29 protein-coding genes are annotated in these 26,859 nt (G+C 69.6%); 18 read left to right on the forward strand and 11 right to left on the reverse strand.

The window, feature by feature from the left end; all coding sequences use genetic code 11:
* The first annotated feature begins 139 nt into the window (after positions 1-139).
* The 3 genes from IPK71_25230 (at position 140) to IPK71_25240 (ending at position 2,626) form a co-directional block, all read left to right on the forward strand.
* A complete protein-coding gene (locus IPK71_25230) occupies positions 140-637 on the forward strand; it encodes a hypothetical protein (protein ID MBK8217041.1) in 498 nt (165 codons plus the stop codon).
* Between the two features lie 62 nt (positions 638-699).
* Entirely contained in the window at positions 700-1,923 is a 1,224-nt protein-coding gene (locus IPK71_25235) for a D-3-phosphoglycerate dehydrogenase (GenBank protein MBK8217042.1), read from the forward strand.
* 1 nt (position 1,924) lies between these two features.
* The gene (locus IPK71_25240; protein ID MBK8217043.1) at positions 1,925-2,626 is read left to right on the forward strand and encodes a hypothetical protein; all 702 of its coding nucleotides are present in this window, start codon (positions 1,925-1,927) and stop codon (positions 2,624-2,626) included.
* Between the two features lie 85 nt (positions 2,627-2,711).
* Here the strand turns inward: IPK71_25240 and rpmE are convergent, their stop codons facing one another.
* Entirely contained in the window at positions 2,712-2,924 is a 213-nt protein-coding gene (gene rpmE, locus IPK71_25245; protein MBK8217044.1) for a 50S ribosomal protein L31, read from the reverse strand.
* A 131-nt stretch (positions 2,925-3,055) separates the two neighbouring features.
* Here rpmE and IPK71_25250 point away from each other — a divergent pair, with 131 nt between their 5' ends.
* Positions 3,056-4,390, forward strand: coding sequence for an aminotransferase class III-fold pyridoxal phosphate-dependent enzyme (locus tag IPK71_25250; GenBank protein MBK8217045.1), 1,335 nt, complete (start codon positions 3,056-3,058; stop codon positions 4,388-4,390).
* Positions 4,391-4,474: 84 nt separating this feature from the next.
* On the opposite strand, the gene IPK71_25255 is transcribed toward IPK71_25250, so the two are convergent.
* The 3 genes from IPK71_25255 to IPK71_25265 all read right to left on the reverse strand — a co-directional run bounded on the left by IPK71_25255 (position 4,475) and on the right by IPK71_25265 (position 6,852).
* Positions 4,475-5,035 (reverse strand): single-stranded DNA-binding protein, encoded by a 561-nt coding sequence (locus tag IPK71_25255; GenBank protein MBK8217046.1) that lies wholly within the window; start codon positions 5,033-5,035, stop codon positions 4,475-4,477.
* Between the two features lie 75 nt (positions 5,036-5,110).
* Positions 5,111-5,671 (reverse strand): hypothetical protein, encoded by a 561-nt coding sequence (locus tag IPK71_25260; GenBank protein MBK8217047.1) that lies wholly within the window; start codon positions 5,669-5,671, stop codon positions 5,111-5,113.
* A gap of 98 nt (positions 5,672-5,769) precedes the next feature.
* Positions 5,770-6,852, reverse strand: a complete 1,083-nt coding sequence (locus IPK71_25265) for a hypothetical protein (GenBank protein ID MBK8217048.1) — start codon at positions 6,850-6,852, stop codon at positions 5,770-5,772.
* Between the two features lie 111 nt (positions 6,853-6,963).
* Between IPK71_25265 and IPK71_25270 the strand changes: the two genes are divergently transcribed.
* The 3 genes from IPK71_25270 to IPK71_25280 all read left to right on the forward strand — a co-directional run bounded on the left by IPK71_25270 (position 6,964) and on the right by IPK71_25280 (position 8,640).
* Positions 6,964-7,680, forward strand: coding sequence for a glycosyltransferase (locus tag IPK71_25270; protein ID MBK8217049.1), 717 nt, complete (start codon positions 6,964-6,966; stop codon positions 7,678-7,680).
* 72 nt (positions 7,681-7,752) lie between these two features.
* Positions 7,753-8,100, forward strand: a complete 348-nt coding sequence (locus IPK71_25275; GenBank protein MBK8217050.1) for a hypothetical protein — start codon at positions 7,753-7,755, stop codon at positions 8,098-8,100.
* Between the two features lie 135 nt (positions 8,101-8,235).
* Positions 8,236-8,640, forward strand: a complete 405-nt coding sequence (locus tag IPK71_25280; GenBank protein MBK8217051.1) for a hypothetical protein — start codon at positions 8,236-8,238, stop codon at positions 8,638-8,640.
* A gap of 152 nt (positions 8,641-8,792) precedes the next feature.
* Here IPK71_25280 and IPK71_25285 read toward each other — a convergent pair whose 3' ends face one another.
* Positions 8,793-10,166, reverse strand: a complete 1,374-nt coding sequence (locus IPK71_25285; GenBank protein MBK8217052.1) for a S41 family peptidase — start codon at positions 10,164-10,166, stop codon at positions 8,793-8,795.
* A 210-nt stretch (positions 10,167-10,376) separates the two neighbouring features.
* Between IPK71_25285 and IPK71_25290 the strand changes: the two genes are divergently transcribed.
* The 5 genes from IPK71_25290 (at position 10,377) to IPK71_25310 (ending at position 14,937) form a co-directional block, all read left to right on the forward strand.
* Entirely contained in the window at positions 10,377-10,655 is a 279-nt protein-coding gene (locus IPK71_25290) for a TIGR04563 family protein (protein MBK8217053.1), read from the forward strand.
* 2 nt (positions 10,656-10,657) lie between these two features.
* Positions 10,658-11,587, forward strand: coding sequence for an alpha/beta hydrolase (locus IPK71_25295; protein ID MBK8217054.1), 930 nt, complete (start codon positions 10,658-10,660; stop codon positions 11,585-11,587).
* A gap of 6 nt (positions 11,588-11,593) precedes the next feature.
* Positions 11,594-12,598 (forward strand): hypothetical protein, encoded by a 1,005-nt coding sequence (locus IPK71_25300; GenBank protein ID MBK8217055.1) that lies wholly within the window; start codon positions 11,594-11,596, stop codon positions 12,596-12,598.
* A 27-nt stretch (positions 12,599-12,625) separates the two neighbouring features.
* Entirely contained in the window at positions 12,626-13,600 is a 975-nt protein-coding gene (locus tag IPK71_25305; GenBank protein MBK8217056.1) for an NADPH:quinone oxidoreductase family protein, read from the forward strand.
* 74 nt (positions 13,601-13,674) lie between these two features.
* Positions 13,675-14,937, forward strand: coding sequence for a serine/threonine protein kinase (locus tag IPK71_25310; protein MBK8217057.1), 1,263 nt, complete (start codon positions 13,675-13,677; stop codon positions 14,935-14,937).
* A gap of 4 nt (positions 14,938-14,941) precedes the next feature.
* On the opposite strand, the gene IPK71_25315 is transcribed toward IPK71_25310, so the two are convergent.
* The gene (locus IPK71_25315; GenBank protein MBK8217058.1) at positions 14,942-15,184 is read right to left on the reverse strand and encodes a hypothetical protein; all 243 of its coding nucleotides are present in this window, start codon (positions 15,182-15,184) and stop codon (positions 14,942-14,944) included.
* Positions 15,181-15,738, reverse strand: coding sequence for an RNA polymerase sigma factor (locus IPK71_25320; GenBank protein ID MBK8217059.1), 558 nt, complete (start codon positions 15,736-15,738; stop codon positions 15,181-15,183). Before IPK71_25320 ends, IPK71_25315 begins: the two co-directional genes overlap by 4 nt.
* 189 nt (positions 15,739-15,927) lie before the next feature.
* Here IPK71_25320 and IPK71_25325 point away from each other — a divergent pair, with 189 nt between their 5' ends.
* The 3 genes from IPK71_25325 to IPK71_25335 all read left to right on the forward strand — a co-directional run bounded on the left by IPK71_25325 (position 15,928) and on the right by IPK71_25335 (position 17,885).
* Complete coding sequence (locus tag IPK71_25325; protein MBK8217060.1) at positions 15,928-16,272, forward strand: hypothetical protein; 345 nt, start codon at positions 15,928-15,930, stop codon at positions 16,270-16,272.
* An 88-nt stretch (positions 16,273-16,360) separates the two neighbouring features.
* A complete protein-coding gene (locus IPK71_25330) occupies positions 16,361-17,554 on the forward strand; it encodes a hypothetical protein (protein ID MBK8217061.1) in 1,194 nt (397 codons plus the stop codon).
* Positions 17,555-17,561: 7 nt separating this feature from the next.
* Positions 17,562-17,885 carry a hypothetical protein gene (locus IPK71_25335; protein ID MBK8217062.1) on the forward strand — a complete coding sequence of 108 codons (324 nt, stop codon included), beginning with the start codon at positions 17,562-17,564 and terminating at the stop codon, positions 17,883-17,885.
* A gap of 17 nt (positions 17,886-17,902) precedes the next feature.
* On the opposite strand, the gene IPK71_25340 is transcribed toward IPK71_25335, so the two are convergent.
* Positions 17,903-19,696, reverse strand: coding sequence for a hypothetical protein (locus IPK71_25340; protein ID MBK8217063.1), 1,794 nt, complete (start codon positions 19,694-19,696; stop codon positions 17,903-17,905).
* Positions 19,697-19,930: 234 nt separating this feature from the next.
* Between IPK71_25340 and IPK71_25345 the strand changes: the two genes are divergently transcribed.
* Positions 19,931-21,229: a 2-oxo acid dehydrogenase subunit E2 gene (locus IPK71_25345; GenBank protein MBK8217064.1), complete on the forward strand. Its 1,299-nt coding sequence runs from the start codon at positions 19,931-19,933 to the stop codon at positions 21,227-21,229.
* Between the two features lie 73 nt (positions 21,230-21,302).
* Positions 21,303-22,508 (forward strand): hypothetical protein, encoded by a 1,206-nt coding sequence (locus IPK71_25350; protein MBK8217065.1) that lies wholly within the window; start codon positions 21,303-21,305, stop codon positions 22,506-22,508.
* 781 nt (positions 22,509-23,289) lie between these two features.
* Here IPK71_25350 and IPK71_25355 read toward each other — a convergent pair.
* Complete coding sequence (locus IPK71_25355) at positions 23,290-24,030, reverse strand: SH3 domain-containing protein (protein ID MBK8217066.1); 741 nt, start codon at positions 24,028-24,030, stop codon at positions 23,290-23,292.
* A gap of 204 nt (positions 24,031-24,234) precedes the next feature.
* Positions 24,235-24,729: a periplasmic heavy metal sensor gene (locus IPK71_25360; protein ID MBK8217067.1), complete on the reverse strand. Its 495-nt coding sequence runs from the start codon at positions 24,727-24,729 to the stop codon at positions 24,235-24,237.
* A 209-nt stretch (positions 24,730-24,938) separates the two neighbouring features.
* Between IPK71_25360 and IPK71_25365 the strand changes: the two genes are divergently transcribed.
* Positions 24,939-26,342, forward strand: coding sequence for a hypothetical protein (locus IPK71_25365; protein ID MBK8217068.1), 1,404 nt, complete (start codon positions 24,939-24,941; stop codon positions 26,340-26,342).
* A 22-nt stretch (positions 26,343-26,364) separates the two neighbouring features.
* Here the strand turns inward: IPK71_25365 and IPK71_25370 are convergent, their stop codons facing one another.
* Positions 26,365-26,850: a FixH family protein gene (locus IPK71_25370; protein ID MBK8217069.1), complete on the reverse strand. Its 486-nt coding sequence runs from the start codon at positions 26,848-26,850 to the stop codon at positions 26,365-26,367.
* Positions 26,851-26,859: the final 9 nt, after the last annotated feature.

Below are 26,859 nucleotides of genomic sequence, written 5' to 3' on the forward strand. Positions count from 1 at the left end.
TTCTCCCTTCTGATGTTTCAAATTCTTTTGAAGCATGTAGGAGGCCCAACGACGGGCGTCAAGCGCTTGAACGAAGGCCCGCCCCCGCGCGACGAATCGGGGAACCACGACGCGTTTCGTGCGTACATCGTGAGGCGACATGGCCCCTTCCCCCGACGAAGACTTCTACCGCCGGCCCCCTCCCCCGGGGCGCTCGCGCGAGAGCACCATCGTGCTCGCCAAGGACGGCCGCTTTTTCCACGACGGGGAGCTCGTCGAGCACCCCCGCATGGGGGAGGCCATGCACGGCTGGATTTCCCGCCACCCCGACGACGGCCGCTTCATCCTCGACAACGGGTACGACTGGACCTACTTCACCGTCGAAGATGCGCCTTACACGGTGCAGGCCGTCGGAGACGACGGCGAGGGCTATCCCCTCCTCGTCCTCAGCGACGGCACCCACGAGCCGCTCGAAGGAGGCCTCCGGACGGGCCCCGGCGACAGCCTCTACGTGCGCGTGAAATCCGGCAAAAAGCCTGGCTTCTTCGAGGCCAAGTTCTCCCGGCACGCCCAAGCCCAGCTCGGCCCCTTCTTGGTCGAATCGGGGGACGGCATCGCCCTCCGCACACGCTCGGGCGCGGTCCCGCTCGAGGTCTGACCGAAGGCCCGCGTGCCCGATGCCCCGGGAGCCCGGTTTTGGGGTATGCTCGCGGCCATTCCATGCGTCTTCTCATCGCCGACAAGCTCCACCCCCGCGCCGTCGAAGAGCTCCGAACCCTCCCCATCGAGGTCGTCTACGAGCCCGAGCTCACCAAAGAGAGCCTCGAGACCCAGCTCCAGAACGTGGGCATCCTGGTCGTCCGCTCGAAAGAGGTCACCGCCAAGGCGATCGAGGGGGCTCGCCAGCTGAACCTCATCGTCCGCGCCGGGGCCGAGGCCAGCACCGTCGACGTGAAGGCCGCGAGCAAAGGGGGCGTTTACGTCGCGAACTGCCCGGGCAAGAACGCCGGCGCGGTCGCCGAGCTCGTCATGGGGCAGCTCGTGAACCTCGACCGCCGCATCCCGGACGCGGTCGCCTCCCTCCGCGCCAAAAAGTGGGAGCGTGGCGAGTACGGCAAGGCCGAGGGCCTCTCCGGAAAGACCATTGGTATCGCAGGGTTCGGAGCCATCGGCCAAGAGGTCGCGGTCCGCGCCAAGGCCTTCGGCCTCCACCCGGTCGCGTGGAGCCGTGGCCTCTCGGCCCAGCGCGCCGCCGAGATGGGCGTCGGTCACGCGAAGACGATCGAAGAGCTCGCGAGCAAGAGCCACATCCTCACCCTCCACCTCCCCGTCAACGACCGCACCCGCCAGCTCGTCGACAAGCGCGTCCTCGACCTCTTGCCGAAGCGGGCCATGCTCGTGAACGTGGCGCGCGCCGACCTCGTCGACTACGCCGCCCTCAAAGAGGCCGTGAGGACGCGCGGTCTCCGCGCGGCGGTCGACGTGTACCCGGACGAGCCCAAGGGCCAGCGCGAGTACACGACCGACCTCTTCGACGTCGTGCCCTCGGCGACCGGCGGCTTCGTCTACGGGACGCCCCACATCGCCGCGTCGACCGATCAGGCGCAGCTCGCCATCGCCACCGAGACGGTGCGCGTCATCCGCTCGTTCTTGGTCGACGGCACCGTGCCGAACTGCCTGAACGTGTCGAACGTGCGCGCCGCGCGGTTCCAGCTCGTCATCCGGATGCTCGACCGCGTGGGGACGCTGGCGAACGTGCTCTCCGTGATCAAGCGCCACGGCATCAACATCGAAGAGGTCACGAACACCGTGTTCGAGGGCGGCGACGCGTCGTCGACCAAGCTCCGGCTCCTCTCGCGCCCGAGCGAGGTCTGCCTCACCGAGATCCGCGCGTTCGAAGAGATCCTCCACCTCGATCTCGTGACGCTTCCCAACCTGGCATGACATGACGGCGCCCCGGAACCGGGCGCGTGGGCGCGAGGAGGCTCCGAGGTCCGCGCGGGCGTGGGGCCGCGTCGGCCGGGGTGCGCTCACGTTCTCCGGGGCCGGGATGATCGCCGCGCTCGTCCTCGCGCCGTCGTGCACGCCGGTCCCGATCGTGTCGTACGACGCGGCCGTGCTCGAGGCCGGGCTCGACGGCGGGGACGCGACTCCCCCTCTCACGGACGCGTCCGACGCCGAAGCGGGACCGAAGCCGCGGCGAGAGTGGGATGCGGGCGTCGAGGACGACGCGTTCCCCGCCGCGAGTGACGAGCTCGAGCTCCGTATGCGGCACCTCCTCGAGGCGATCGCGGCCGGCGATCCGGCGCTCGCGCCCGACCTCCTCTACCCGCGCGACGCGTGGGTGAGGGCCCACGACGCCCACGACCCGGGCAAGCTGTGGGACACGAAGGTGAAGCCCTATTTCCTAAAAGATATCCAGCGCTTGCATAAGAGCCAGAAGTCCATGGAGCGCGCGCGTTTCGTGTCGTTCGAGCTCGGGCACGCGCTCACCCACGTGCAGCCACGTGCGCACGATCTCAAGCGGCCCGTGTGGCGCGTGCGAGGCTCGAAGCTCACGTTCACGATCGACGACAAGCCCAAGCGCTTCGTCATCGCCGAGATGACGGCCTTCCGCGGCGCTTGGTACGTGACGAAGCTCCGGTGACCTTGGCGCGAGCTCGCGCTCGAAAAGCACGAACGCCCGCGGCTCGAGAGCTGCGGGCGCCGTGGATGGCTCGGGAGCCGAGAAATCAGGCCTTCGCGGGCTTCTTCTCGTAGCGCTTGCGGAAGCGGTCGACGCGGCCGGCCGTGTCGATGAGCTTCTGCGTGCCCGTGTAGAACGGGTGGCACGCACCGCACACGTCGACCTGGAGGTCGCCGCGGGTGGAGCGCGTCACGAAGGTGTTTCCGCAGGCGCACGTGACGTTCGCCGCGGGGTACTCGGGGTGGATGCCTTCTTTCATGGGACTCCTTCTCGGCCCTCCGAGGGATAGGAGGGCCGGCGGGATATAGGCCGAACGCCGCGATGACGCAAGGCTTCCCACGATTTCCGGGTTGCCAGGAGCCGCGTCCGGGAGCACCGTTGGGGGCCCTCATGCCCTCCCCTACCCAAGAAAAACACGCCAAGTTCGTCCTCTCGCCCTGGCTGCCCCAAGGCGGGCTCGTCGCGCCCGTCATCACACGCGGCGAAGGCTCGTTCATCTTCGACGAAGACGGAAAGTCGTACTTCGATCTCGGGTCCGGCCTCATCGCCGTGAACCTCGGCCATGGCCACCCCAAGGTCGTGAAGGCCATCCAGGAGCAGGCCGCCGAGCTCGGGTACGCGGCGCCGTCGCTCTTCAACGCGAAGCGCGCCGAGCTCGCCGAAGAGCTCTCGAGCATCTCGCCGTGGGCCGCGTCCGGCGAAGGGTGCCGCACGTTCTTCACCACGGCCGGCGCCGAGGCCAACGACGACGCGCTCCGCATCGCGCAGCACCTCACCGGGCGCCGCAAGGTGCTCTCGGCCTACCGCTCGTTCCACGGCTCCACGGGGACGGCCATCACGCTCACGGGCGAGGACCGGCGCTGGGGCGGCGAGCCCGGTTTCCCTGGCATTTCGCGCTTCTTCGCGCCCTACCCCTACCGGAGCCCGTTCTACTCGGAGTCGCCCGCGCAGGAGACCGAGCGCGCCATCGAGCATCTCGAGCGCGTGCTCATGCACGAAGATCCGAAGCGCGTCGCCGCGATCTTCGTCGAGAGCGTCGTCGGGTCGAACGGGGTCATCGTGTACCCCGAGGGCTACCTCGCGGCCCTCCGCGCCCTCACCGAAAAGCACGGCATCTTGCTCGTGCTCGACGAGGTCATGACCGGCTTCGGCCGCACGGGCTCGGCCTTCGGCGCCACGCGTTTCGGCGTCGTGCCCGACATGATGACGTTCGCGAAGGGCGTCTCGAGCGCGTACGTGCCCCTCGGGGGGCTCATGGTCCGCGAGTCGCTCGCCAAGACCTTCGACACGAAGGCGCTCCCCTCGGGGCACACCTACTCGGGCCACCCGATGTGCGTCGCGGCGGGGCTCGCCGCGGTGCGCGCCTACAAAGAAGAGGGGCTCTTCGAGCGCGGCCGCGAGATCGAGACCTGGATCAAGGACGGGCTCGCGCCCATCGTCGAAAAATACGACATCGTGGGCGAAGCCCGCGGAATCGGTGCATTTTTCGCCCTCGAATTCGTCAAGAGCAAGAAGGGCAAGGAGCCCCTCGTGGCGTGGCACGGCGAGGGCGGCCTCGGCGTCATGAAGACGCTCTACGCGGAGCTCCGCAAGCGCGGGGTCTACACGTTCGGCAAGTTCAACTGCACGATGGTGGCGCCCCCGCTCAACGTCGCGAAGGCCGATCTCGACCGCGCCCTCGTGGCCCTCGACGAGTCCATCGGAGAGCTGCAAAAGGCGCTCTGAGGCCGCACGACCGAAAAACGAACGAGGCGTCTCGGAAACCCGGGACGCCTCGTTTGCATGTCGACCTACGACGACACGAAGGGCTCAGAACGGGATGTCGTCGTCGCCGCCGAAATCGCCGTAGTCGTCTTGGGGGGCCGCCGGGGCCTCGCGCTGGGGAGCGCGACCGCCACCACCGCCGCCACCGCCGCCGCCCCCGTAGCCGCCACCGCCACCACCACCACCCCCGTAGCCGCCACCGCCACCGCCGCGGCGCTCGGGAGGAGGCCCGCCGAAGTCGTCACCGGAGCGCCCTGCCTCGCCGCCGCGACCGCGCCCACCCCCCGTGAGGAGGATGTTGTTCGCCACGATCTCGGTGCGGTAGCGCTCCTCGCCGCCGTTTTCGTAGCTCGAGGTGCGGAGCGAGCCCTCGATGAAGATGTTCGAGCCCTTCGCGAGGATCTTCGCGAGCGCCTCGCCGCGTTTGCCCCACACGGTGACCGAGTGCCACTCGGTGCGCTCTTGGCGTGTGTTGCTTTTGTCGAGGTACGACTCGGTCGTCGCGAGGCGAAGCTTGAGGATCGCTTGGCCCCCTGCCGTCATTCGCAGCTCGGGGTCCGCACCCAAATTGCCGAGCAGCATCACCTTGTTCAAGCCTTCCGCCATCGCGCGCTCCTTCTCGCGCGCGGACCGAACGGGGCCCGCGTCGCCTCCGTCTTTTCGCGGGTAACGGGCCCTTCGTCAAGGCATGCGGCGAGAGCCCTGGAGCCACGCCACTTTCGCCGAGCCGCGCGGCTCGTCACGATCGCCGAGCGGGTCGAGGACCACGAGATGACCACGCGCGCCCTGCCCGCCCGGGAGGGGCGCCTGCCCCACGAAGAGAAACCGTGGCTCCGGGACGAGCCGCCCCGACGCGCCGTCGTAGAGGACGTCGACGAGGAGCGACACGAGCTCGATGCCCGCCGTGCACGCGCCGAGGTCCGACGAGACCGCCACCCCGAGGCTCGTCACGAGCGGCGCGAGCGCGCGCATGGCCTCGCCCCGGCTGCGTGTGTCGGGGTGACGCACCGGCGACAAGGTGTCCCACACGGGCACCTGCGCGCGGGCGCCCACCCGCACGTCACGGTCCCCAGGGAGCGCAAAGAGCCGCCCCGAACCAACCTGAAAAGCTCCATACTTTCCAGAACTTGCGCAACAGTCGTACCGCTCGACGAACCGCGCGAGGGCGGCCCCCGGACACTCCGCCGGGGCAAGGTCGTGGTGCACGTCGCTCTCGAGCCGAATCGCCGTCGCTCGCATCATGGCATCCTCCGCGGGGAGGTTTGTCGCGCGGCGGCGTGACCACCGCGCGACGCCGAGGTGAGGACCTCGCGAGACCGTCGATTCGAGCGGCGTGCGACCTACTTCGCGGGGGCCTCGAGCGAGTGGCGGGTCTTCACGGTCTGCACGATCGTCTGCGGCGCGCCGCCCTTCTCGCCCTTCGGCACCTCGATCTTGGCGAGCGTGGTGCTCTCCCCCGACACCTTGACCGTCGGCCGATCGAGCTTCACCTGGAAGGTGTAGGTGCCCTTTCCGTTCACCTCGAGCTGCGCGCCTGGCATGCGCGGATCACGGAGAGGGGCCTTCGGAGACGACCGCACGACCTCGGCGGTGAGGGTGCCGGCGTCTCCCGCCCAATCCTTCATGAGGAAGTGGGTGACCGTCGTGACCTTGCTCCCCTGCGAGGTCGACACGCTCTCCACGTCCCACTTGGCGCCCACGCCGATGGGCTCCTCCGGGAACGGCACGGCGATGAACTCGAGCGTCTGCTGGAGCAGCTCGAGGATCTCGGCGGCGCCTTGCTTCTGCATCTTTTCGTCGCCCGAGAAGGCCATCTCGCCCACGACCCCACGCGCGCTCACGTCGACCTTGGCCGTGAGCCCGAGGAACGGCGCGAGCTGTTTTTGAGCCTCGGCGGCCGACTTGGCGTCGAGCCCTTGGCCCTCGGCGAGCCCGAGCTTGTCGATCTTCACGTCGATCGGAAAGGCGCCCTTCTGGGGCCCCTTCGGCGTGAGCTTGACCGTGACCTCGACGGCCGGCTGGGCCTGCTGCTGCGGGGGCGCGCCCGGCACCTCGACCGTCATGGCGACACGCACCTGCCCGACGCGGCTCTCGGCCTTCCCGGCGGCGAACGCATACCTCCGCGCCACCTTCGGCTCTTGCCCCGCGTCCACGAGCTTCGCGGCGCGCCCGTCCCCCGCGGGCGCCTGGGACGCCCCGGGAGCCCCGGAGCCGCCGTCGGTCTTGAGATCGCCCATGGCCACCCCGCCGTCGCCTGCGACGCCCTTCACCTTCGTGTCGTCGGTGAAGAAGTCGTTGACCACGAAGTCGCTCGGGACGGGCGTGGGCTTCTTGGCCTCGGTCTTCGGAGGTGCCGGGGGAGGATCGTCCTTGCAGGCGGCGGTGGCGAGCATGACGACGACCAAGGGGAAGAGCTTCCGCATGGCGGGCACCTTAGTTCGGGGGCGCGCCCCGGCAAAGTGCCGCTTCGCACCCGGGGCGGGTTTCGGGCTTCCGGGGCCTTCGCGCCTCTGCTAGGAACCGGCCCACCGAGGATGAGCACCCCCCCGCGGATTTCGATCGTCATTCCCGTCTACAACGAAGAGCGCATCTTGCGTCAGGCCGTCTCGGAGCTGCGCGAGCGCCTCGCGCCGTTCGGGTGGACGTACGAAATCATCCTCGCCGAGAACGGCTCGAAGGACGGCACCGTACGGATCGGCGAAGAGCTCGCCACCGAGCTGCCCGGTGAGGTGAAGATCATCTCGATGGGCGAGCCCAACTACGGTCGCGCGCTGAAAGAGGGCATCTTGCTCTCGCGCGGCGAGTTCGTGGTCTGCGAGGAGATCGACCTCTGCGACACCGATTTCCACCGGCGCGCCGTCGAGATCCTCGAGACGGGCGAAGCCGACCTCGTCATCGGTTCGAAGCTCGCCTCCGGCGCCGAGGACGAGCGCCCGGTGTTCCGCCACGTGGCGAGCATCGCGTACTCGAGCATGCTCCGGATCTTGCTCGGCTTCAGGGGCACGGACACGCACGGCCTCAAGGCCTTCCGCAGGTCGGCCCTGCTCGACGTCGTCAGCGCGTGCCTCGTCGAGAAAGACGTGTTCGCGAGCGAGTTCGTCATCCGCGCCGACCGCGGCGGCGTCCGGACCCGCGAGATCCCCGTCAAGGTCAAAGAGAAGCGGCCCCCTTCCATCAACCTTTGGAAGCGCGTGCCGAACGTCCTGAAGAGCGTCGCGAAGCTGACCTACGCGATTCGCGTTCGAGGTTGACCCTTTCGCTCCGTTTTCCGGTACCCTCGGAGGGGACCAGCTCGGGGCTTCACTCAGTTGGCCGGACGGCACGTGGAAGACGAATCGGCGAGCAAAGCAGTCACGGGAGCCGCGATCTCTCTCCTCATCTGGAGCGCGGCGACCTTCGTCGCGTTGGCCGTTTGGTTCAAGGCTCCGGGAGCCGTGGGGTGGAAGAGCCTCACGGCCGTCGTGTCGGCCTTCTTCGGCGTGGTCGCGAGCCTCACCTTGTGGCGCAGCCCCACGCGTGGGAACGCGATCCTGGGCATCGTCATCATGCTCGCGTCGCTCGCGCGCATCGGCGCCCCTGCGGAGTGGACGTGGGTAAGCTTCGCCCTCGTCGCGGTGACCTTCGTGCTGCTCATGCCGCTCGTGCACGCGGCGATGACCCTCCGAAGCTGAACGTGTCGAAAGGTTGGTCCCTTCGGCGGGACACGTCGCCTCGGGGGCCTGTAGTCTCGGGACTTGCGCCCGTGGGTGGCGCGGCGCAATCCGTGCGCCGACACGAGACGGGAACGGGAAGAGAGAGGGGTTGCGATGCGAACGTGGACGATGTGCGCGATGGGGCTCTGCGTGATGGCGCTGGTGTCAGGCTGCAAGAACGCCAAAAAAGAGGCATGTGGGCACCTGCTCATCGAGGTCACCGAAGCGCACACGCAGGTGGCCAAGGTCCGCTCCGACAAAGACTCGAAGCTCTCCGACATCGGCGCGAAGCTCAAGAAGGAGGCGAAGCTCCTCCGTGAAGAGCAAATCAAGGACAAGAAGCTCAACGAGCTCAAGGACGACTACGCCGACAACCTCAAGGCGATCGGCGATGCCTACGACAAGATGGGCGCCAAGACGATCGACTTCGAGGGCTTCCTCCGCGAGACCTCCAAGGCCTCGAAGGAAGAGACCGAGATCCAGACCGAGATCGTCAAGTACTGCAAAGGCGTGGAATAGTTAGGTTTTTCGCGATCCGTAGCGGACCACGAGCGCGTCCGAGGGGGTGACGCGCTCGGGTCGGATACCGGGTGCGGGGGCCACGAGCGGGTCCCCCCTTTCCGCGCCGTCCTCCGTGCGCGTCGCCGGAGCTTCGATTCTCGGACAGCTCGTCAGCGGCCTTCGATCTTGGAGCGAAGGAGCTGGTAGCCCGTCCGCAGCACGAGATCCTTCGAGGTCGTCGGATCGGCGGGCACGTCGGCGACCGTGAGCGACTCCGAGGTCGGCGCGGGTGTGCCGGGCGCGCCGGCATCGCGAGAACGAGGCTCGGGCGGGGCGCCCCCTTGCGGCCCTTCGGGGGCAAGGTGGTTTTCGAGATCGCGCTCGCGGACGACGGGCGCGCCCCCGTCGGCGGCGAGGCGGGTGGAGGTCTCGAGCAGCACGTCCGGGTGGATGCCGTCGGCCTGGATGGCGTGACCGCTGGGCGTGAAATAGCGGGCGATCGTGAGCTTGAGGCCCGCGCCGCTCGGCAAAGAAAGGATGGTCTGGACGCTGCCTTTTCCGAACGTCGCCGCGCCGACCACCATCGCGCGTTTGTGGTCTTGGAGCGCTCCCGTAAGCAGCTCGGAGGCGCTCGCGCTCCACTCGTTGACGAGCACGACGACCGGGATCTGGGTGAAGGCACCTCCGGCCTTGGCGCGCTCCTCTTCGATCGTCTGACCGCGGCGGCGCATCGTGTAGATCGTCCCTCCCTCGAGGAACTCGTCGGCGATCTCGGAGGCTTCGTCGACGAGGCCACCGGGGTTGTTGCGGAGATCGAGCAGGACCCCCGCGAGCGTGCCCTCTTTGCGGAGCTTCGCGGCGGCCGTGAGCATCTCCTCGTGGCTCTTGTCCTGGAACTGCTTGAGGCGGATGTACCCCACGTTTCCGTCGAGGCGCTTCGACGACACCGAGGGCACGTGGATGTCCTCCCGCGTGAGATCGAACGTGAGGATCCCTCGCGTCCCTTCGCGCCGAACCGAGAGCTTGACCTTCGTGCCCGCGGCGCCGCGGAGCTTCTTGATCACCTTCTCGACCCCCGAGTCGCGCACGCTCTCCCCGTCGACGGCGACCACCACGTCACCCGGCTTGATCCCCGCGCGAGCGGCGGGCGCGCCTTCGATCGGAGAGAGCACCTTGATCTCGTCTCCGCGCGCATCGACCTCGATGCCAATCCCCCCGAAGCGCCCCTTGGTGTCGTTCTGGAACTCCTTGTAGTCCTTCGGAGAGAGGTAGTGCGAGTGCGGATCGAGCGAGCCCACCATCCCGGTGATGGCTCCTCGGAGGGCCTTGTCCCGATCGACGGGGTCGACGTAGCTCTGCTCGGCGACGACGAGCACCCGAGCGAGCTCCCCGGTCACCGCGTACGGGCTCGCCTCGGCCGGAGTCGCGTCGGCGCGTGAGCCCGCGACGACGAGACCGAGGCCGAACCCTGCCGCGCCGGTCGCGAGGCCGAACCATCGGGCCGAAAGTCGACTCGTCCGCACCGCCGCAAGCTCGTGGGTCATGGCGCAGAAGCCTACCCGAAACCCCGGCGACCAACGGCCCCCTTCACGCCGGCGCACCTCCGGCGACCAGCGAACCGGGTCGCCCACGAAAAAATCACGTACTTCGGCTGACTTCGGCACGATTGTCGTAGCAGGGGGCACATGGGCGCTGATAGGCTTCTTCTGTCGCAGAGGTGCGTGAATGCGTGCATTCCCACGCCCCCTGCGCACATGGCTCAACGCGCTACGCATCGAACAGAGGAGGCTCCCTTGGCGTCTGGAGACAAGGACTCGATCCCGAACCTTCGCACCACCGACTCGAAGACCGACAAGCGGAAGCAGAGCCTCTACTTCCCCGAGTCGATGCTCACCGAAATCAAGGAAGAGGCCGCTCGCCTCGACCGCTCGCTCTCGTGGGTCGTCCAGCGCGCCTGGAAGATCTCGCGGCTCGAGATCAAGAAGCTCCCGAGCGTGAACGAAGTCGACGGCGACGACGACGACGACGGTTGATCATGACCGAAGCCGATCGCGAGGCCGAGGCCGCGGGGGGGCCGAGGTCGCTCGCGCCCTCCGGTGAGCGGCGCGGGTTCGCAACGGCGCCGGACGGGACGCGGCTCTTTTATAGGCACTCGAGCCGAACGCCAGGGCCCGTCCATGCCGTCCTCTCGGATGGCATCTTGTGTGACGGGTTCATCTGGAAGTACCTGTGGGACGAGCTCGGGGGCCTGCTCCCGGTCACGCACTGGCACTACCCCGGGCACGGACGGAGCGCTCGCCCGTCGGACGAGAGCAAGGTCGACATCGCGTCCCTCGCGGTCGACCTGCACGAGGTCGCACGAGAGACGGGCGACGCCGATCGGGTGCTCTTCGGCCACTCGATGGGCGTGCAGGTCGCGCTCGAGGGCTACCACCAGAGACCCGACCGGGTCCGTGGGCTCGTGCTCTTTTGCGGGAGCTTCGGCAAGGTCACGTCGTCGTTCCGGGGTGTGCCCATCCTCGACGTGCTCCTCCCCAAGCTCACCGAGATCGCCGCGAAACAGCCCGACATCGTGCGCGCGTTGTGGTCGCGCATCCCCGCCGACATGGCGATGAAGATGGCGCGCAAGGCGGGCGACGTCGACGCGGCGAAGATCCGCGACGAGGACATGCTGCCCTACTTGCAGCACATGACTCACGTCGATTTTCCGCTCTTCTTGCGCATGTTGAAGGGAGCCGGCGAGCACACGTCGGAAGACTACCTCCCGGAGATCGACGTGCCGGTCCTGGTGGTCGCCGGAGAGAAAGACACCTTCACGCCCGCTTGGCTCTCCGAGCACATGGCGCGGCGGATGCCCAAGGCGAAGCTCGTGGTGCTCCCCTCCGGCTCGCACGCGGCGCCGATCGAGCAGCCCGACGTGGTCCTCGGTCACGTCCGCGAGTTCCTCTCGGGGCTCGGGCTCTGACCCGCCGTGAGCGCGGCGCGAGCGCTCCTCCTGGCGACCCTGGTCGGCCTCGCCTCGGCGTGCTCACGTGGCACGGCGCCTCGTGACGAGCCCTCGAGCGACGGGGCCGTGAAGGACGTCGTCCGCGACGTCGCTGCGGAGATTGCCGACGCGCAGACCGTCGACGTCGCCGTCGCCAGGCCCGCAAGACCTCCCGACGTTCGTCCTGCCTTCCTCGACGCGAAGCTCCTCGGCGGCAAGGCGATCGGCCACACCTCGGTCGTGCTCAAGGTGCGCCTCGAGGGAGGGCTCGAGGCGGCCTGGAAGCCCAACACACGACGCGGGAAGAACCGGTTTCGGGGTGAGGTGGCGGCGCGCAGGCTCGCGCTCGCGCTCGGGCTCGACGCGGTGCCCGAGGCGGGGGTCCGGTGCTTCGGGCGAGACGAACTGCTCCGCCTCACGAGCGGCGCGACCCGTGAGCTGCTCGAGGCCGAGCTGGTGGCCGACCCCGACGGGCGGGTCCCAGGCGCAATTCTTCCATGGATTCATGATCTTACGTTTCCCGAGATCGAGCGCGAGCCGCTCCTTTCACGGTGGAAGCGGGGGCTCGAGGGCTCCCGTGACGCCGGCAACGCCGACGACACGCCCTTCCTCGCCGACATGTCGACGCTCCTCGTGTTCGACAGTCTCACGGGCAACTGGGACCGCATGAGCGGAGCCAACGTCGGCCGAGACCCTCGAACGGGTCGGCTGCTGTTCGTGGACAACGACGGTGCCTTCTACGAGGCCCCGCCGCCCGACGGCCTCGCCCGAAACACGAGGCTTCTCCATGGCACGAAGCGCTTCTCGGCGAGCTTCGTCGCGGCGCTCGACGCCCTCGACGAGACGTCCCTCGCGGCGGTCATGGGCCACGACCACCGGGGGAGACCGCTCCTGTCCGACAAGGCACTCGTGGGCCTCGCCGCCCGGCTGCGCGACACCCGCGCGTACGTCGCGAAGGCGCGCGGGGACGGTGCGCTCGACCTTCCTTGAGGCGCGGTAGAAGGGTAGAATCGCGCGATGCGCGCCGTGCTCTGCTCGACCCTCACCGGCCCCGACGCCCTCACGGTCGGTGAGCTCCCTGCGCCGAGCCCGGGCCCGGGCGAAGTCGCCGTGGACGTACGCGCGGCGGGGCTCAACTTCCCGGACGTGCTCCTCTCGTACGGGAAGTACCAGTTCAAACCGACGCCACCGTTCGTCCCCGGAGGGGAGCTCGCCGGCGTCGTGGCCGAGGTCGGCGCGGGTGTGACGCGTTTCGCGAAAGGCGATCGCGTGGCGGGCACGCTCTTGCACGGAGCGTTCGCCGAACGGGTGGTCTTGCCCGAGGCCGCCTGCGTCGCGATCCCGGCCGAAATCCCCTTCGAAACGGCGGCGGCGACGCTGCTCACCTACGTGACGACGCTCCATGCGCTCGAGGATCGCGCGAAGCTAAGAGCCGGGGAGACGATGCTCGTGCTCGGCGCGGCGGGGGGCGTCGGCGTCGCCGCCATCCAGCTCGGCAAGCTCCTCGGGGCGAGGGTCCTCGCGGCCGCGTCGACCGACGAGAAGGTCGCATTTTGCAGGGCGCGAGGCGCGGACGAGGGCATCGTCTACACCCGGGAGGACCTGAAGGAGCGCGCGAAGGCCCTCACCTCCGGTCGTGGCGTCGACGTCGTGTACGACGCCGTGGGAGGCGCCTACTCGGAGGCCGCCCTCCGCGCGATCGCGTGGGAGGGACGCCACCTCGTCGTCGGGTTCGCGGCCGGAGACATCCCGAAGATCCCGCTGAACCTCGCGCTCCTGAAGGGCTGCCAAATCGTCGGTGTCTTCTGGGGGATGTTCGCGATGCGCGAGCCCGAACGGAACCGGGCGCACGCCGAGAAGGTCATGGCTTGGGTAGGAGAAGGGAAGCTATCTCCCCACGTCGACTCCGTGTTTCCGTTCGACCAGGCCGGAGCGGCGCTCCGCGCGATGGAGGCCCGAGCGGTCCGTGGGAAAGTCGTGCTCGTGCCGTAACGCGGCGCCGCGTGCGGCGTAGCGCGTCGAGCGCCCCAAGCCACCCTGTCCGAGCCCGAGAGGCGGCGACCCCCATGACCCTTCCCTTCGAACCGACCACCGAAGCCGACGCGACGCTCGCCACGGCCCAAACCCTGGCCGACGGCTTCGCGACGTCCGACACCTTGGCGCACGACGGCGGCGATGCGGCTCCGCGCCTCGAGGGGCGCGCGCGAACCACGGTCGTCCCTCGGGTCGATCGCGACGAGGCCGGCGTTCGGCTCGTGCCCCGCGCCGAGGCGAGGTACCGCATCGAAGCCGTCGTCGGCGAGGGCGGCATGGGCGAAGTGACCCGCGCGTTCGACAACGACATCGGCCGCAGCGTCGCCCTGAAGCGCATGCACGGCCGGGCGGTGAGCGAGGCGCTCGTGGCTCGCTTCGTCGACGAGGTCCACACGCTCGGCAAGCTTCAGCACCCGAACATCGTGGCCATCCACGACGTGGACGTGAGCGACGACGGCCGCCTCTTTTTCACCATGCCGCTCGTCGAGGGGCGTCCTCTCGACGCCGTCATCGAGGATCTTCGGCGCGGGGACCCGGCGACGGTCGCGGAGTTTTCGCTGTCGAAGCGGCTCGACGTCTTCGCCGGCGTCGTCGACGCGCTCGGCCACGCCCACGCGCGGGACGTCGTGCATCGGGACGTGAAACCGGCGAACATCATGGTCGGGCCTTACGGCGAGGTCGTCCTCCTCGACTGGGGCATCGCGCGCCTCGGCGCTTCGGAGAACGACGATCCCCGAGGCGGGACCGAAGCGGGGTCCGCGTCGGGGCGCCGCGCGACCGCGCACGGCCAAGTCCTCGGGACGCCCGGGTACATGGCTCCCGAGCAGGCCCGCGGGGACGTCTCCGCGATCGGCCCGGCGACCGACCTCTACGCCGCGTTCGTCACGCTCTACGAGCTCTTGACCCTTGAGCCCTACGTGAAGGCCGAGACGGTCGAAGGCGCGCTCGCCGAGATCGTGGCCAAACCTGCGCCGCCCATCCACGACCCGGCCTACCTCCGCGAAGGGCACCCGGTCGTGCCCGCCGAGATCCGCCACTTCCTTCGGCACGGGCTCGATCCATCGCCCACGCGCCGCTACCCGTCGGCAACCGAGGTGCTCACGACGCTCTCCGCCATTCGCTCGGGCGACTTCCGCGTCGAGTGCCCGGTCACGTTCTCGAAGAGGCTCAGCACGGAGTTTTTTCGGTTCATGGAGCGCTACCCCAAGACGGCCCTGGCCATCTTCGCCGCAGCGCCGCTCTCGCTTCTCGCCGCGCTGATCGCGCTCGGGGTGCTCCTCTTCGCGAAGCCCTGAAGCGTCAGCGTGAGAGCGAGGTGGCCACCGTCATGGCCCAGTCGAGATACACCACGGTGAGCGCAACGAGCCCGACGGAGACGCCGGCGCGCGCGAGGCGCGTGAGCCCGACCCCGCCGAGCACGCCGCGGCCATGCGCGACCTCGAACGTCGCGAGCGCCTCGTTTCGCGCCGCCTGCTCCGCGCGCGGGTCGGCGGGCAAGTCGGGCAGCCTCGGGACCTCTTCGTGAACGTCGTCGTGGGTCATGTGGGCCGCCTCCCGGGGGCGCTCGCGCGAGGATGATTTTCGCGCTTCTGGAGGCTCTCGTCGAGGGCCTGCCGCGCGCGGGAGAGCCTCTTTCGAAGCGCGTCCGGCGCGATGCCGAGCACGGACGCCGCCTCCTCGCTCGAGAGGCCCTCGAGAGCGACGAGGAGCAGCACCTCGCGGTTCGCCACCGAGAGCCCCCCGAGCGCCGCCTCGACCTCCCGAAGACGCCGGGTCGTGTCGGGCTGGGCGTCGTGCGCCCGGACGACGTCGTCAGCCTCTCCACCGAAGGCAAAAACCCTTGAAATATCGAGCATTTCCCAGCGCCTATGGTTGCGATGGAGGTTCCGCGCCACGGTGAACAAGTACGGGACGAGGCGGGTGTCCTCCGTGAGCCGAGGGGCCGACCGGGCGAGGCGCACGAACGTCTCTTGGGCGAGGTCCTCGGCGACGTCCGCGCGCCGCGAGAGCCGGAGGACGAACGAGTAGATGCGAGGGTAGAGGCGCGAGAACACCTCGGAGAAGGCGCGCCGGTCGCCTCCCCTCAAGCCGCTCACGAGACGCGCTTCTTCTCCGCGATCCATCCGCCTCCCGAAGAACCCACGAGCGACCCGGCCGTGACCTGACGTTTTCGTGGGGCGCCGAAATCGCGCTCCCCGGGGCGATTTCTCGGTCACGCCGACCCGCCTCGTAGGTTACTCCCGAATGTCCGAGGTAGGCGCTCGGATCGAATCGAAAGGCCCCCCGTGCTCACCCTCATCCGAAATGGCGGGACCCCCGTCCTCTTCGTGCTCCTCTTCGGGGTGCTCGCGCTCGTCTCTGCCGCGTACGCCGCGGCCCGGCCCGACGCACGGACGATTCGTTACGTGGACGGCATGTGCGTCGCCACCGTCGCGAGCGTGCTCTCCGCCACCGCCGCGGACCTCGGAACGACCTTCCTCGCGGTCTCCAAGACGCCAGGTACGCCGACGGCCATGTTGCTCGAGGGCCTGTCGGAGTCGATGAGCCCGGCCATTCTCGGGTTCTCGCTCGTGTCCCTCGCGGCCCTCTTCGGGGCGATCGCTCGTCGGAGGCTCGCGCCGCCCCGGTGACCGTGCGAGCGGGCTTCCAACGGCCCGAGCTTCACGGTAGACGGGGTCCGTGCCTGTCTTCGGGTCTCGCGCGTTTGCATGGTTCGCCGTGGCGTCGATCGCCTGCGTCGCCGTCTCGTGCAAAAAGGACAAGGCCGCAGAGCCCGATGCGGCCACTCCCGTGGAGCCACGCCTCGAGGCCGACGCCACCGCCGGCGAGTCCCGCTCGACGTCGTCCGAGTCGGCCGGTGCGCTCATCGCGGCCGCGGCCACGAAGGTGCCCGAGAAGCTCCGCCCCCGGAGCCCCGCCGAGGCCGGGAAGACGGTCGACGTGCCCGCGGGCGTGCTGCTCTCGGGCACACTCCCGAGCGACGAAGGCCGCGATCCCGGGGCGCCGGCGGGGCTCTCGCCGTTCCCGCTCGGAGCCTTCACGATCGACGCCCTCCCCTACCCCAACGATCCGTCGAAGCCGTTCGCCACGCAGCTCTCCCGCGACGACGCGCAGAAGGCCTGCCAAGACAAGGGCGCGCGGCTCTGCACGGAGCTCGAGTGGGAGCGCGCTTGCAAAGGACCGGACGCCGACACGTACGCCACCGGTGCGGCGTGGGATCCGGTCTGCGATACGGATCCGAGCTCGTGCAGCTCGGGGTTCGGCGTCCGCGCGATGGGCGCCCTCCGCGAGTGGGTCGACGGAAAGGCCGAGGCAGGTCAGGGCTTGCCCGTCCGCGGGGGCGGCGCGAAGGAGCCGGGCGCCGGCGTGCATCGGTGCGCACGCCGAGGGCGCGCCCAGGGCACCTCCACCGATCTCGGGTTTCGCTGCTGCAAGGGAGGCGAGCGCCCCAAGACGGCCGACCTCGAGCCCTTCCGCAAGACCAAGCTCGACAAGGCCGAGCTCGCGCAGATGGTCGCCGACGCGCCGGAGCTCGCGAAGCTCGGCGCCGACGTGCGCCTCTTCGACCCGGCGGACGCCAACGCCGTCACCGGGAGGACCCAAGCGCCACGCGAGGGGCTCACCTTCGTCACGCAGCCGATCCTCTGGAGCCCCGACCCGGGCGTCGAGGTGCTCGTGGTCACCGGGCGCAGCAAGACGGCGTCGTTCGTGCTCGCGCTCTTCCCGCTGCCCTCGGGGAAATACAAAACCGCGAGCTACTTCGTGATGCTCGGCGACGTCGCCCCCGTCGCCCTCGCGTACAACCCGTCGAAGCGCCGCGAGCTCCAGTGGACCACCTGCTGGGGCTGCAGCGGCGAGACCGGCGCCGTGAGCTTCCGCGAGGACAGGCGCATCGTCATCGTGCAGCTCTGAGACCAACGTGACCAAAAAGCCCAAACGTTCCAGGACGTTACGCCGAGAGGCCGACCGCACCGAGAAGAAGGTCCTCGAGGCGCGGATGACCCTCTCGCGGCTAGAGCCCGGCGGGTCGGCGGAGCGCCCCATCGAAGTGTCCACGGCCTCTCTCGTGGAGCCGACGGCGCGCGCCATGCCGTGCCCGGCGTGCGGAGGCAGCGTGCGGGTGCTCGACCACACCGCCGAGACGATCGGCGGGCGGCGGCTCCGCGTGGCGAAGGTCGACTGCGCGAGGTGCGGGACCTGTGTGTCCAGGTACTTCACCATCGCCGAGCCCCGGCTCAACTGAGCGGAGGGATCGCCGGATCACTTCCCCGTGAGGGTCTCGGTGAAGTCGACCGGCTCGAGCGACGCCGTCTCTCCGACGCGGGGGAGCGTGAAGCGCACGTACCCGGGGCGCCCTCCGGGCCCTTCGCGCGTCCACGTAACGGGGACGATGTCCGTGGCGTCGAGCGAGCGTTCGTGCGTGACGTCGATCGCGACGAGGCCCTCCGCGGGGCTCGTCCGGGCGATACGCACCACGATCGCGCCGGCGGAGATCACGTCTCCCTCGCGGAAAGGTGTGTCGCGCACGGCGCCCACGAACGGGTCATGCATCATGCCCTCGGAGGCCTCGACGCGGATCGTGCGATCGTCGAGCCGGCGCACGGTGACGACACCTCGAGGCGAGGGCGCGAGGATGCGCGTCGACCGCGCGACGGGGAGCCCGGCGTTGCGGCGCGAGACGAACATGCTGGTGGGCAAGAGGCCGTCGGGGCTCGTGACGAGCAAGACGTCGTGGTCCTCGGGTCTCTCGAACGCGAAGAGCGTCTCGGCCCCACGATCCACGAAGCGAGCCATCATGGAAGAGAACGCGAGCGATCGTGGCACGACGAGGAGGAGCGCCGCGACGACGTGCACGAGCCCGAGACCCACGAAGAAGGCCCACGCCGCCACGCGCGACCGGCCCACGTCGCGGAGGGCCCCGTAGGCCCCTCGCCCGAGCACGCCGAGGAGCGCGAACGCGGGGACGCCGGCGACCATGAGGAGCCGGTCGTCGCTGTTGGTGCCGCAGGCCGGCACCAGGGAGAGCACGAACGAGGTGTAGAGCGCGATCGCACGCCGACGCTCGGACGAGCGGAAGCAAAGGACGGCGAGGACGACGAGCGCCCCCACGCCGAGGAGAGCGGTCGCGGGCGCGAGCGCGGGCTGCATCGACCCGACCTCGGCCGGCGGGAAGAAGAGCTGAGCGGCCGCAAGGGAGGGCAACCTCACGACGGCGACGCGGAGAAAGGCCGACGGTGAGCGGACGGGATCCACGTAGTACGCCGACGACGAGGCCCCGCAGCCGAGCGCCACGTAGAGGCCGAGCCACACGGCGACGGCGGCGACGAGCGGCGCGGCCGCGATCGCGCGTGCCCGCGCAGGGCGACGATCCTCGACGAGGAAGACGACCGCGAGCATCGGGAGCGCGCCGAGCGCCGCCTCGCTCGAGAGGAGCGCGAAGAGCAGCGCCGCGCCCGCTCCCACCGAGACCTTTCCGCGATCACGCGCGCGGAGCACGAGGAAGAGCGCGAGCACCCCACCGAAGGCCGCGAGCAAGGAGTGACGCGCCGCGATCCACGACACGGTCGTCGCGTGAGCGTCGTCGAGCGCGAAGAGCAGCGCCGCGAGCCCCGCCGCCGCGCCCCCGATCCACCGACGCAGGGCGCCCACGAGGAGCGCGCACGTCCCCGCGAAGAGCGCGATCGAGACGAGGTGGACGAGCGCAGGGTGCTCGCCGAAAAGTAGCTCCTCGGCGTACCTGAGCAGGGACGCGACCGGCCGCAGGAAGGCGAGCTTCAACGTCGGGGAGGTCCACCACGGGTGGAGCCCTTCGGAGATCGCGCGTCGCACGCCCTCGCCACCGTCGGCGAAGCGGTAAGTGTCCCACACCCCGCGCGGGCCGCCGGGGATGGTGTTTCCACGCGCGAAGAACCGGTGCGTGTGATCGTCGACGACGTACCCCGAGCCGAGCGACGGCGCGTGGACGAGCAGCGCGACGATCAGGATCGCGGGCGCGAGACGCGGATGCGCGAGGGCCGCGCGTGCTCGTTCCCAAAGCCCCTCCGAGTTGCCCATGAAGCTCGGCCGTAGGGGTGAACGCCGCCGCGGTCAACCGCTCTCGCAGGCGGGTCGTCGCGCTCGCTCGCGGAGGCATCCCACACGCCGATTCGCGAAATTTTCTCGCAAGATAGCGGATCTTCTCTCCCCACGACGACCGAGCCGACGGCGACCGATCCCGGCCGTTGCGATCCGAGGCTCATCTCGATAGAAATGGCTCTCCCCCACACTTAGGCGAGGAACTGCCGGATGATCATCGACGTCACCGTCCCCCAGCTCGGCGAGAGCGTGTCCGAAGGGACCATCACGAAATGGCTCGTTCGCGAGGGCGACGTGGTCAAAAAAGACCAACCCATCTTCGAGGTCGCGACGGACAAAGCCGACCAGGAGATCCCGGCGCCGGCGAGCGGCCTCATCAAGGCCATCCTCGTCAAAGAGGGTGACGTCGTGCCCGTGCTCAAGGTCGCCGTGTGCCAGATCGAGGAAGGCGTCACCACGCCGACGTCGTCCCCCGAGGCTCCGAAGGCCGCGCCCCAGGCGGCTCCGCAGGCCGCTTCGGCCTCGGCCCCGCTCGCGACACCGAGCGGCAGGCAGGCGGCCCTCGCCAACGACGTCGACCTCTCGCAGGTCCAGGGCTCCGGAGAGTTCGGCCGCATCTCACGCGCCGACGTGCTCCGCGCGGCTCAGGCGCCCGCGCCCCAAGCGCCCGCGGCTCCCGCGCCCGTCGCCCCGGCTCCCGCCCCGCGTGCCCAGCAGGTCGCGCAGCTCGTGAACCAGGGTGGAGGCTTCGTTCCGCCCATCCCCGGGGTCGGGTTCGGCGCCTTCAAGGTCCCCCCGTACCGCCCGGTCGACGGCGACAAGGTCGTACCGTTCACCCGGCGTCGGCGCATCACCGCCGACCACATGACGTACTCGAAGGCCACCTCGCCCCACGTGGTCACGGTGGCCGAGGTCGACCTCCACAAGACGTCGAAGCTTCGCGAGGCCAACAAGGATCGCTACAAAAAAGAGGGAGCGTCGCTCACGATGCTCGCCTTCGTCGTCGCCGCCACGGCGCGCGCGCTCCGCGAGAACCCGAGCCTCAACGCGCGTGTCCTCGACGATGCCTTCGTCGTCTTCAAGGACGTGAACCTCGGCGTCGCGGTCGACTCCCCGGACGGCCTCGTGGTCCCGGTGGTCCGCCGCGCCGACGAGCTCGGGGTCCGCGGCATCGTGCGCTCGGTCGACGAGCTCGCGAAGCGCGCCAAGACCGGCAAAATCACGGCCGACGATCTCTCCGGCGCGACGTTCTCGGTCACGAACCCTGGCCTCAAGGGCAACCTCTTCGGCGGTGCCGTCATCAGCCAACCGAACGTCGGCATCCTGCGCATGGGCGAGATCCAGAAGCGCGTGGTCGTCGTCGAGGGCCCCGACGGCGAGGACCACATGGTCATCCACCCCGTGATGTTCCTCGCGCTGTCGTACGATCACCGCATCGTCGACGGCGTGGCCGCGAACGCGTTCTTGTGGCGCGTCACCGAGCTGCTCGAGAAGGGCGAGTTCGACGTCTGAGGTCGCGGCCGTGGTGCCGAACGCGAGGCGCCTTCCCCCGAAGGTGCCTCGTGCCGTTTCTGGAGCGTAACCCATGAGATCTACTGCACTTCTCGTCGGGAATCCGACGGCCCAAAGCGGCCAGAACGCGCGGCGCATCACGCGCGCCGCCGAGCTGCTCGACGCACGAGGCCTCGCCTGCACCACGTTCGCGACGTTGCCCGACGGGGCCACCATCGGGGCCCTCCGCGACGCCCTCGTCGCGAGCCCGCCCGACGTGGTGATCGCCATGGGCGGCGACGGGACCTTCCGTGAGGTCGGTTGCGCGCTCTTGGCCTCGGGCCACGCGAACGCCGTCGCGATGGGCATGCTCCCCACGGGCACGGCCAACGATCAGGGGAGGAGCTTCGGTCTCGCCTCGGGCGACGACGCGCTCGAACGGAACGTCGCGGTCATCGCCGACGGGCACGAGACGCGGCTCGACGCCGTACACCTCACGCGGGTGGGCGCGCACGGCGAGGAGCTCGGTCGTTGCACCTTCTTCGACTCGGCCGGCTGGGGGCTCTCGGCGCGCGTGCTGCTCGAGCGCAACGTCGATCGCGCCGTCGTCGAGAAGCTGGGGCCGCTTAGGGCCCTCTACCGCGACCAGCTCGTCTACGCCGGCGCGTTCGCGCGTGTCTTCGTCGACACGTTCGTCCGCGACCACACCTTCGACGCCACGGTCGACGTCGACGGAGTCGTTCATGAGCTCTCGGACCTCACCGATCTCATCGTGAAAAACACGCGGATCTACGCCGGGGCCTGGATCCCGGACCGTACGTCACGAGCGGACGACGGCCTCGTCGAGATCGTCCCCTTCCGGGATCAGGCCGATTGGATCGCGAAAGCCATCATCGATCACGAAGGGAACCCCTCCCCGACCCGCTCCGCGATCCCCTCGGCAACTCCCGCGCCGAGGTGCTCCGAGGGCGCCGCATCACGTTCACGTTTCGCGCGCCGGTGCTTCCCCTCGCTCAGATCGACGGTGAGGAGGCCGATCCTTCACCATCGGCGCGGGTCGAGGTCGAGCCCCGCGCGATCCGGCTGCTCGTCCCCGAAGCGCACGCCTGAGCGTCCGCCCCTCGTCGTCACGGCTCCGCGACGGGAGGGGTGCGCGTGGGAAGGGCCCCACGTGCGCGGAGCGCCACCCCGACGACCGCCGCGCCCAGCAAGAAGACCTGAGCGGCGTAACGTAGCCAGAGAAGCACGAGCAACGTCTCGCCGAGGCCCACGTCTCCCTTGTGCGCCACGTACGACGTGACGACGTGGGCACCGCCGAGGAAGAGCAACGCCGACACGAACGCTCCTCCCAGAGTCTCCTTGGCCCGCGCGCGCACCCGCGGGAGCACGCTGTAGAGAAGGAAGAAGAGCAGCGTCGCGACGGCCAGGCTCCCGAGCCACGACGCCACCTGCGAGATCTCCGCGAGCTTCGCGCCCGCGCGCTCGGCCGCCGAAATCGCCGCGCGAAACCCGACCACGGCCGCGAGCACGACGCCGAGCAGCGTGACGACGACGAACGCGAGGCCTCGGGTGCGGGCCTGGCGGAGCACACGTTCGCCCAGAGTGCCCTTCGCCTCGGACGGTGCGTCGATCTCCCACATCGTGTTGATGCCACGCTCGAGGGCGGCGAAGAGCCGTGTCGCCGAGTAGAGCAGCACGACGAGGCTGAGCACGCTCATCGACCGGCTCTCGCGCGCTTGCTCGGACCAGCGAAAGAGCGCTTCGGCGAGCTTAGGTCCCGTCCACCTCCCGAGCTCGCTCGCGAAGGCCGCGTGCGCGTCGTCGCGGGACACGAAGAGCGTGGCCACGACGAGCGTGAGGTACGAGAGCGGCACGGCGGAGAGGAGCGCGTAGAACGCGATGGCGCCCGACTGGAACCGCCCGTCACGCGAAAAGAAGACGCGCACTCCCGCGCGGAACGGGGTCGTCGCGCGGAGGGCTTCGTCGCGTGCACGCTCGAGCCTCGCCATGGCCTCACGCTACCAAGAACGGGTCACTATCGGCCGAGGGAACAGCGCTCCTGCGAGCCGACCTTCCCCGGCTCAGTAGCGGAGCGTGACGCCGGTGACGGTGCCCCACGAGCGCGTGCAGCTCGAGAAGCCCGAGTCGCCGCCGAGGTCCTCGATGAGGCGCGTCGAGCCCTCCCAGGTGGTCGACGCGTCCTCGACGGAGCGCTCCACGACCGTGGCGGTGCGGCACGTCGTGCCTTTGCACACCTGCACGCGCCGCCCGCAGAGGCGGTTCGACGAGCCCTGGAGCGAGCCTGGCGCCGCGAGCCAGTAGTCGTTGTCGACGAAGTCGCGGGGCATGTTGCGGAAGTCCTGGCAGGCGAACGTGACCCGTCCTTGCGACCACCTGTCGCACTGGGTGAGGAAGCTCCAGTTTCCCTGCCAGAGGAGCGTGACCGTGCGGGTCGTCGAGCCGGAGCCTGCGTTCTCGCGCTCGAGGTACGCACCCCACGCGTACCCGGTCTGGCCGTCGTAGGTGACCTTGTAAAAGCCGGACACCGACGAGCCCCCCACCGCCGTCACGCGACCGCCATCGGGGATGGTGGTGATGATCCGGCCGCTGGTGCTCGCGGTGGCGCGAAAGTTCACGGCGCGTGTCGCGACCAAGGTGGCGCCGGCGCTCACGGTGCCCGTGATGGCCTCTTCGGTCTCGCCGGCCACGCCCTCGTCGGCCGTCTCGGTCTCGGCAGCGCACCCCGAGAGCGCGGAGAGCGACACGAGACCCACGACGAAGGACCCGAACGCGAACGAGCGGAGCGAGGAGAGAGAGGGCATCGTCGAACAGCGTATGCGCGTTCAGTGCCAGGCGAGAAGAGGGGAAATCACCGAAAGAACCTGGGTACTTACGCCCTACGTTCACCCACCCGGGGGGAAGGAGATCCAGCGGCCGATGGTCTTGGATCCGTGGGATCGTAGGACGACGCGGCGCGTCCGATCCGAACGCGCCGCGTCGTAGGGTTCCACGAGACATGGCTCCGCTCAGAGCGAGACAGGGCCTCCGCGGTACGGACCGAAGCCCCCGGCGCCACCGAGGGGACCGCGCCCGAACCGGCTGTCGAGGAGGCGAGCGAGGCGCTCACGCTGCATCGGATCGAGCACATCGTGGACCTTGCGCATGGCCTCGACGAAGGCCCCCTCGGCGCGCTCGAACGCGGCCCGCGCGCCCTCACGAGCGGCGGTGAACGACGCGCCGTCGAGCGCCTCGGAGCGGAACGCTTCGGCGAGGTTGCCTCGCTGCTCGCGGGCCTCGTTCCGCGCGCTCCACGCCTGCCCGAAGGCCTCCTCGAGCGCGCTACGAATGACCTTCTCTTGACCGGGGGTCGTGTCGAGGAAACGGAAGAGCCAACGCATCTTGCGGCTCCGGCCGAAGCCGAAGCGACCTCCGCCCCCATGGCAACGTCGCATCACGAGGCGAGCGACGATGCGGGTTGCGACGAGCGCGGCGAGGACGGTGAGGACGGTCGAAACACACATGGGCAAGCTCCTGGGTTCATGAAGGGGACGGCGTGCCCTTGGGCGACGCGCGCTCGTTCCGCGAGGCGCGAGGTGGGCACCGAGGGTTCGACGAGTGTGCGACCGGGCGCGCGAAATGCCGCTTTTTCCGCGGTAAAGACCTGTAAACCGCCCGAGCCTAGGCGGCGCTACCGCGTGACTTCTCGCGGCCTGCGCGGCATAAGAGAGACGTGCTCCGGGCCTCGTCCGCATCCTGCGGCCAAAACTCGCACCTCGCGCGCGCGCTCGCCGTCGCGATCGTGTGCGCCGCCTCCGTGGTGGGGGTCGTGTCGTGTGGCTCGACGACGACCGCCACGCCCCAGCTCGACGACGAAGCGCTGCGCGACCCGGAGACGTGCCGTAGCTGCCACGAAGGCCACGTGCGCGCGTGGGAGGGCAGCATGCACGCGTACGCCGCGGACGATCCCGTCTTCCTCGCGATGAACCGTCGCATGCGGCGCGAGCGCCCCGACCTGCCGCCGGACACGTGCACGAGATGCCATGCCCCCATGGCCGTTCGCCGCGGCCTCCTCACCGGCGGCGAGGACGTCTCGACCCTCGCCCGTCGTGACAAAGGTGTAACTTGCATCTTTTGCCACACCCTCGACGCCGTCGAAGGGAGCCACGGCGCCCAAGTCCGTACGGCGAACGACGGGGTGATGCGCGGAGGGATCCGCGATCCCCGAGGCGCGGTGCCCCACGGCGCCTCGTACTCGGAGCTCCACGACCGCGAAAGCGCGGAGGCCTCGGCGGCCTGCGGTGCGTGCCACGACGTGGTGACTCCTTCGGGGCTCCACCTCGAGCGCACGTTCGCGGAGTGGCAAGGCTCCGTGTACGCGAAGCCCGGCCCGGCCCAGCTCGGCTGCGGGAAATGCCACATGGAGGGCACGCTCGGGAAGGCCGCCAGCACGAACGACGTGCCCGAGCGCCGCGTGCACGATCACGCGATGCCGGGCATCGATCTCGCCCTCACCCCTTTTCCGCACGCCGAAGAGCAACGTCGCCGCGTCGAGGCCGCGCTCTCGGCGACGCTCTTGTCGCGCCTGTGTGTGCGCCCTTCACCGTCGGGGGTCGCGGTGGACGTCACGCTGGACAACGCGTTCTCCGGGCACGATTTTCCGAGCGGCGCGACCCACGATCGCCGCGTGTGGGTCGAGCTCCGCGCCAAGGACGGCACGAAGGAGCTCCTCGTGAGCGGACAGGTCCCCCAGGGGACCTCGGTCTTCGAGGCGAAGCGCACCGATCCGCGCATGCTCGTGCTCGGGAGCAGCCTCGCGGAGGGTCGAGGTCGCCCGGTGACGTTCCTCTGGGACGCCGAAACGAAGGCGGGCGTGACGCTGCCGCCGGCCGTCACGAACGATCCGAGCGACCCTCGCTACGTGCACTCTCTCACCCACACCTACGAGGTCCCGGGCTTGCCCAGCGAGGTCTCGTTCCGCGTCTTCGTGCGCGCGATCGACGTCGACACCTTGAACGAGCTCGTCCGGTCCGGCGACCTCGCCGCCGACGTGGCCTCGCGCGTCCCCACACTCGAAGTCACGAGCGCGGCCAAGCGATGGACCTCGGACCTCGGCCTCGGGTGCGTCGGAAAGTGACGCCCTCCGCGGAGAGCGCGCCTCAGCCGTCGATGCAGATCCCGAACCGAACCTCGCCCTTCGCGCCCGAGACCGTCACCGAGAGGGTGATGTCCCAGTAGCCTGCCATCGGCAGATTCATCTTCGAGATCAGGTACTTACCAGGGGCTGCTTCGGGCGTCACGGTGGGGGCCACAGCCGTCCCGTGCCCATGGTCGGGCATGAAGGGGACGACCGCGACGGTAGCTCCCGAGACGGGCTTGCCGGCCGCGTCGACGATCTCCACGGTCCACGTGTTGTCGCCTTTGGCGGGGGGCGTGGGCGTCGCCGCGACGAGGCGCACGACGGAACCGTTCGGGAGCGTCTTGGCGAGACCGAGCGCGAAGGCGTCGGCGCGGGGCTCGGCGGCGCATCCCGTCGGAGCCGAGGCGTCGTGCGAGGCGTCGTGAGGCTCGCTCGAGCACCCAAGGAGCGGCCCCGTGACGAGCACCCCTACGGCGACGAAGCGCTTCGTGTCGACCCAAGGCATGAAACCTAC

The sequence above is a fragment of the Myxococcales bacterium genome, assembly GCA_016712525.1.
Lineage (GTDB): Bacteria > Myxococcota_A > Polyangia > Polyangiales > Polyangiaceae > JAAFHV01.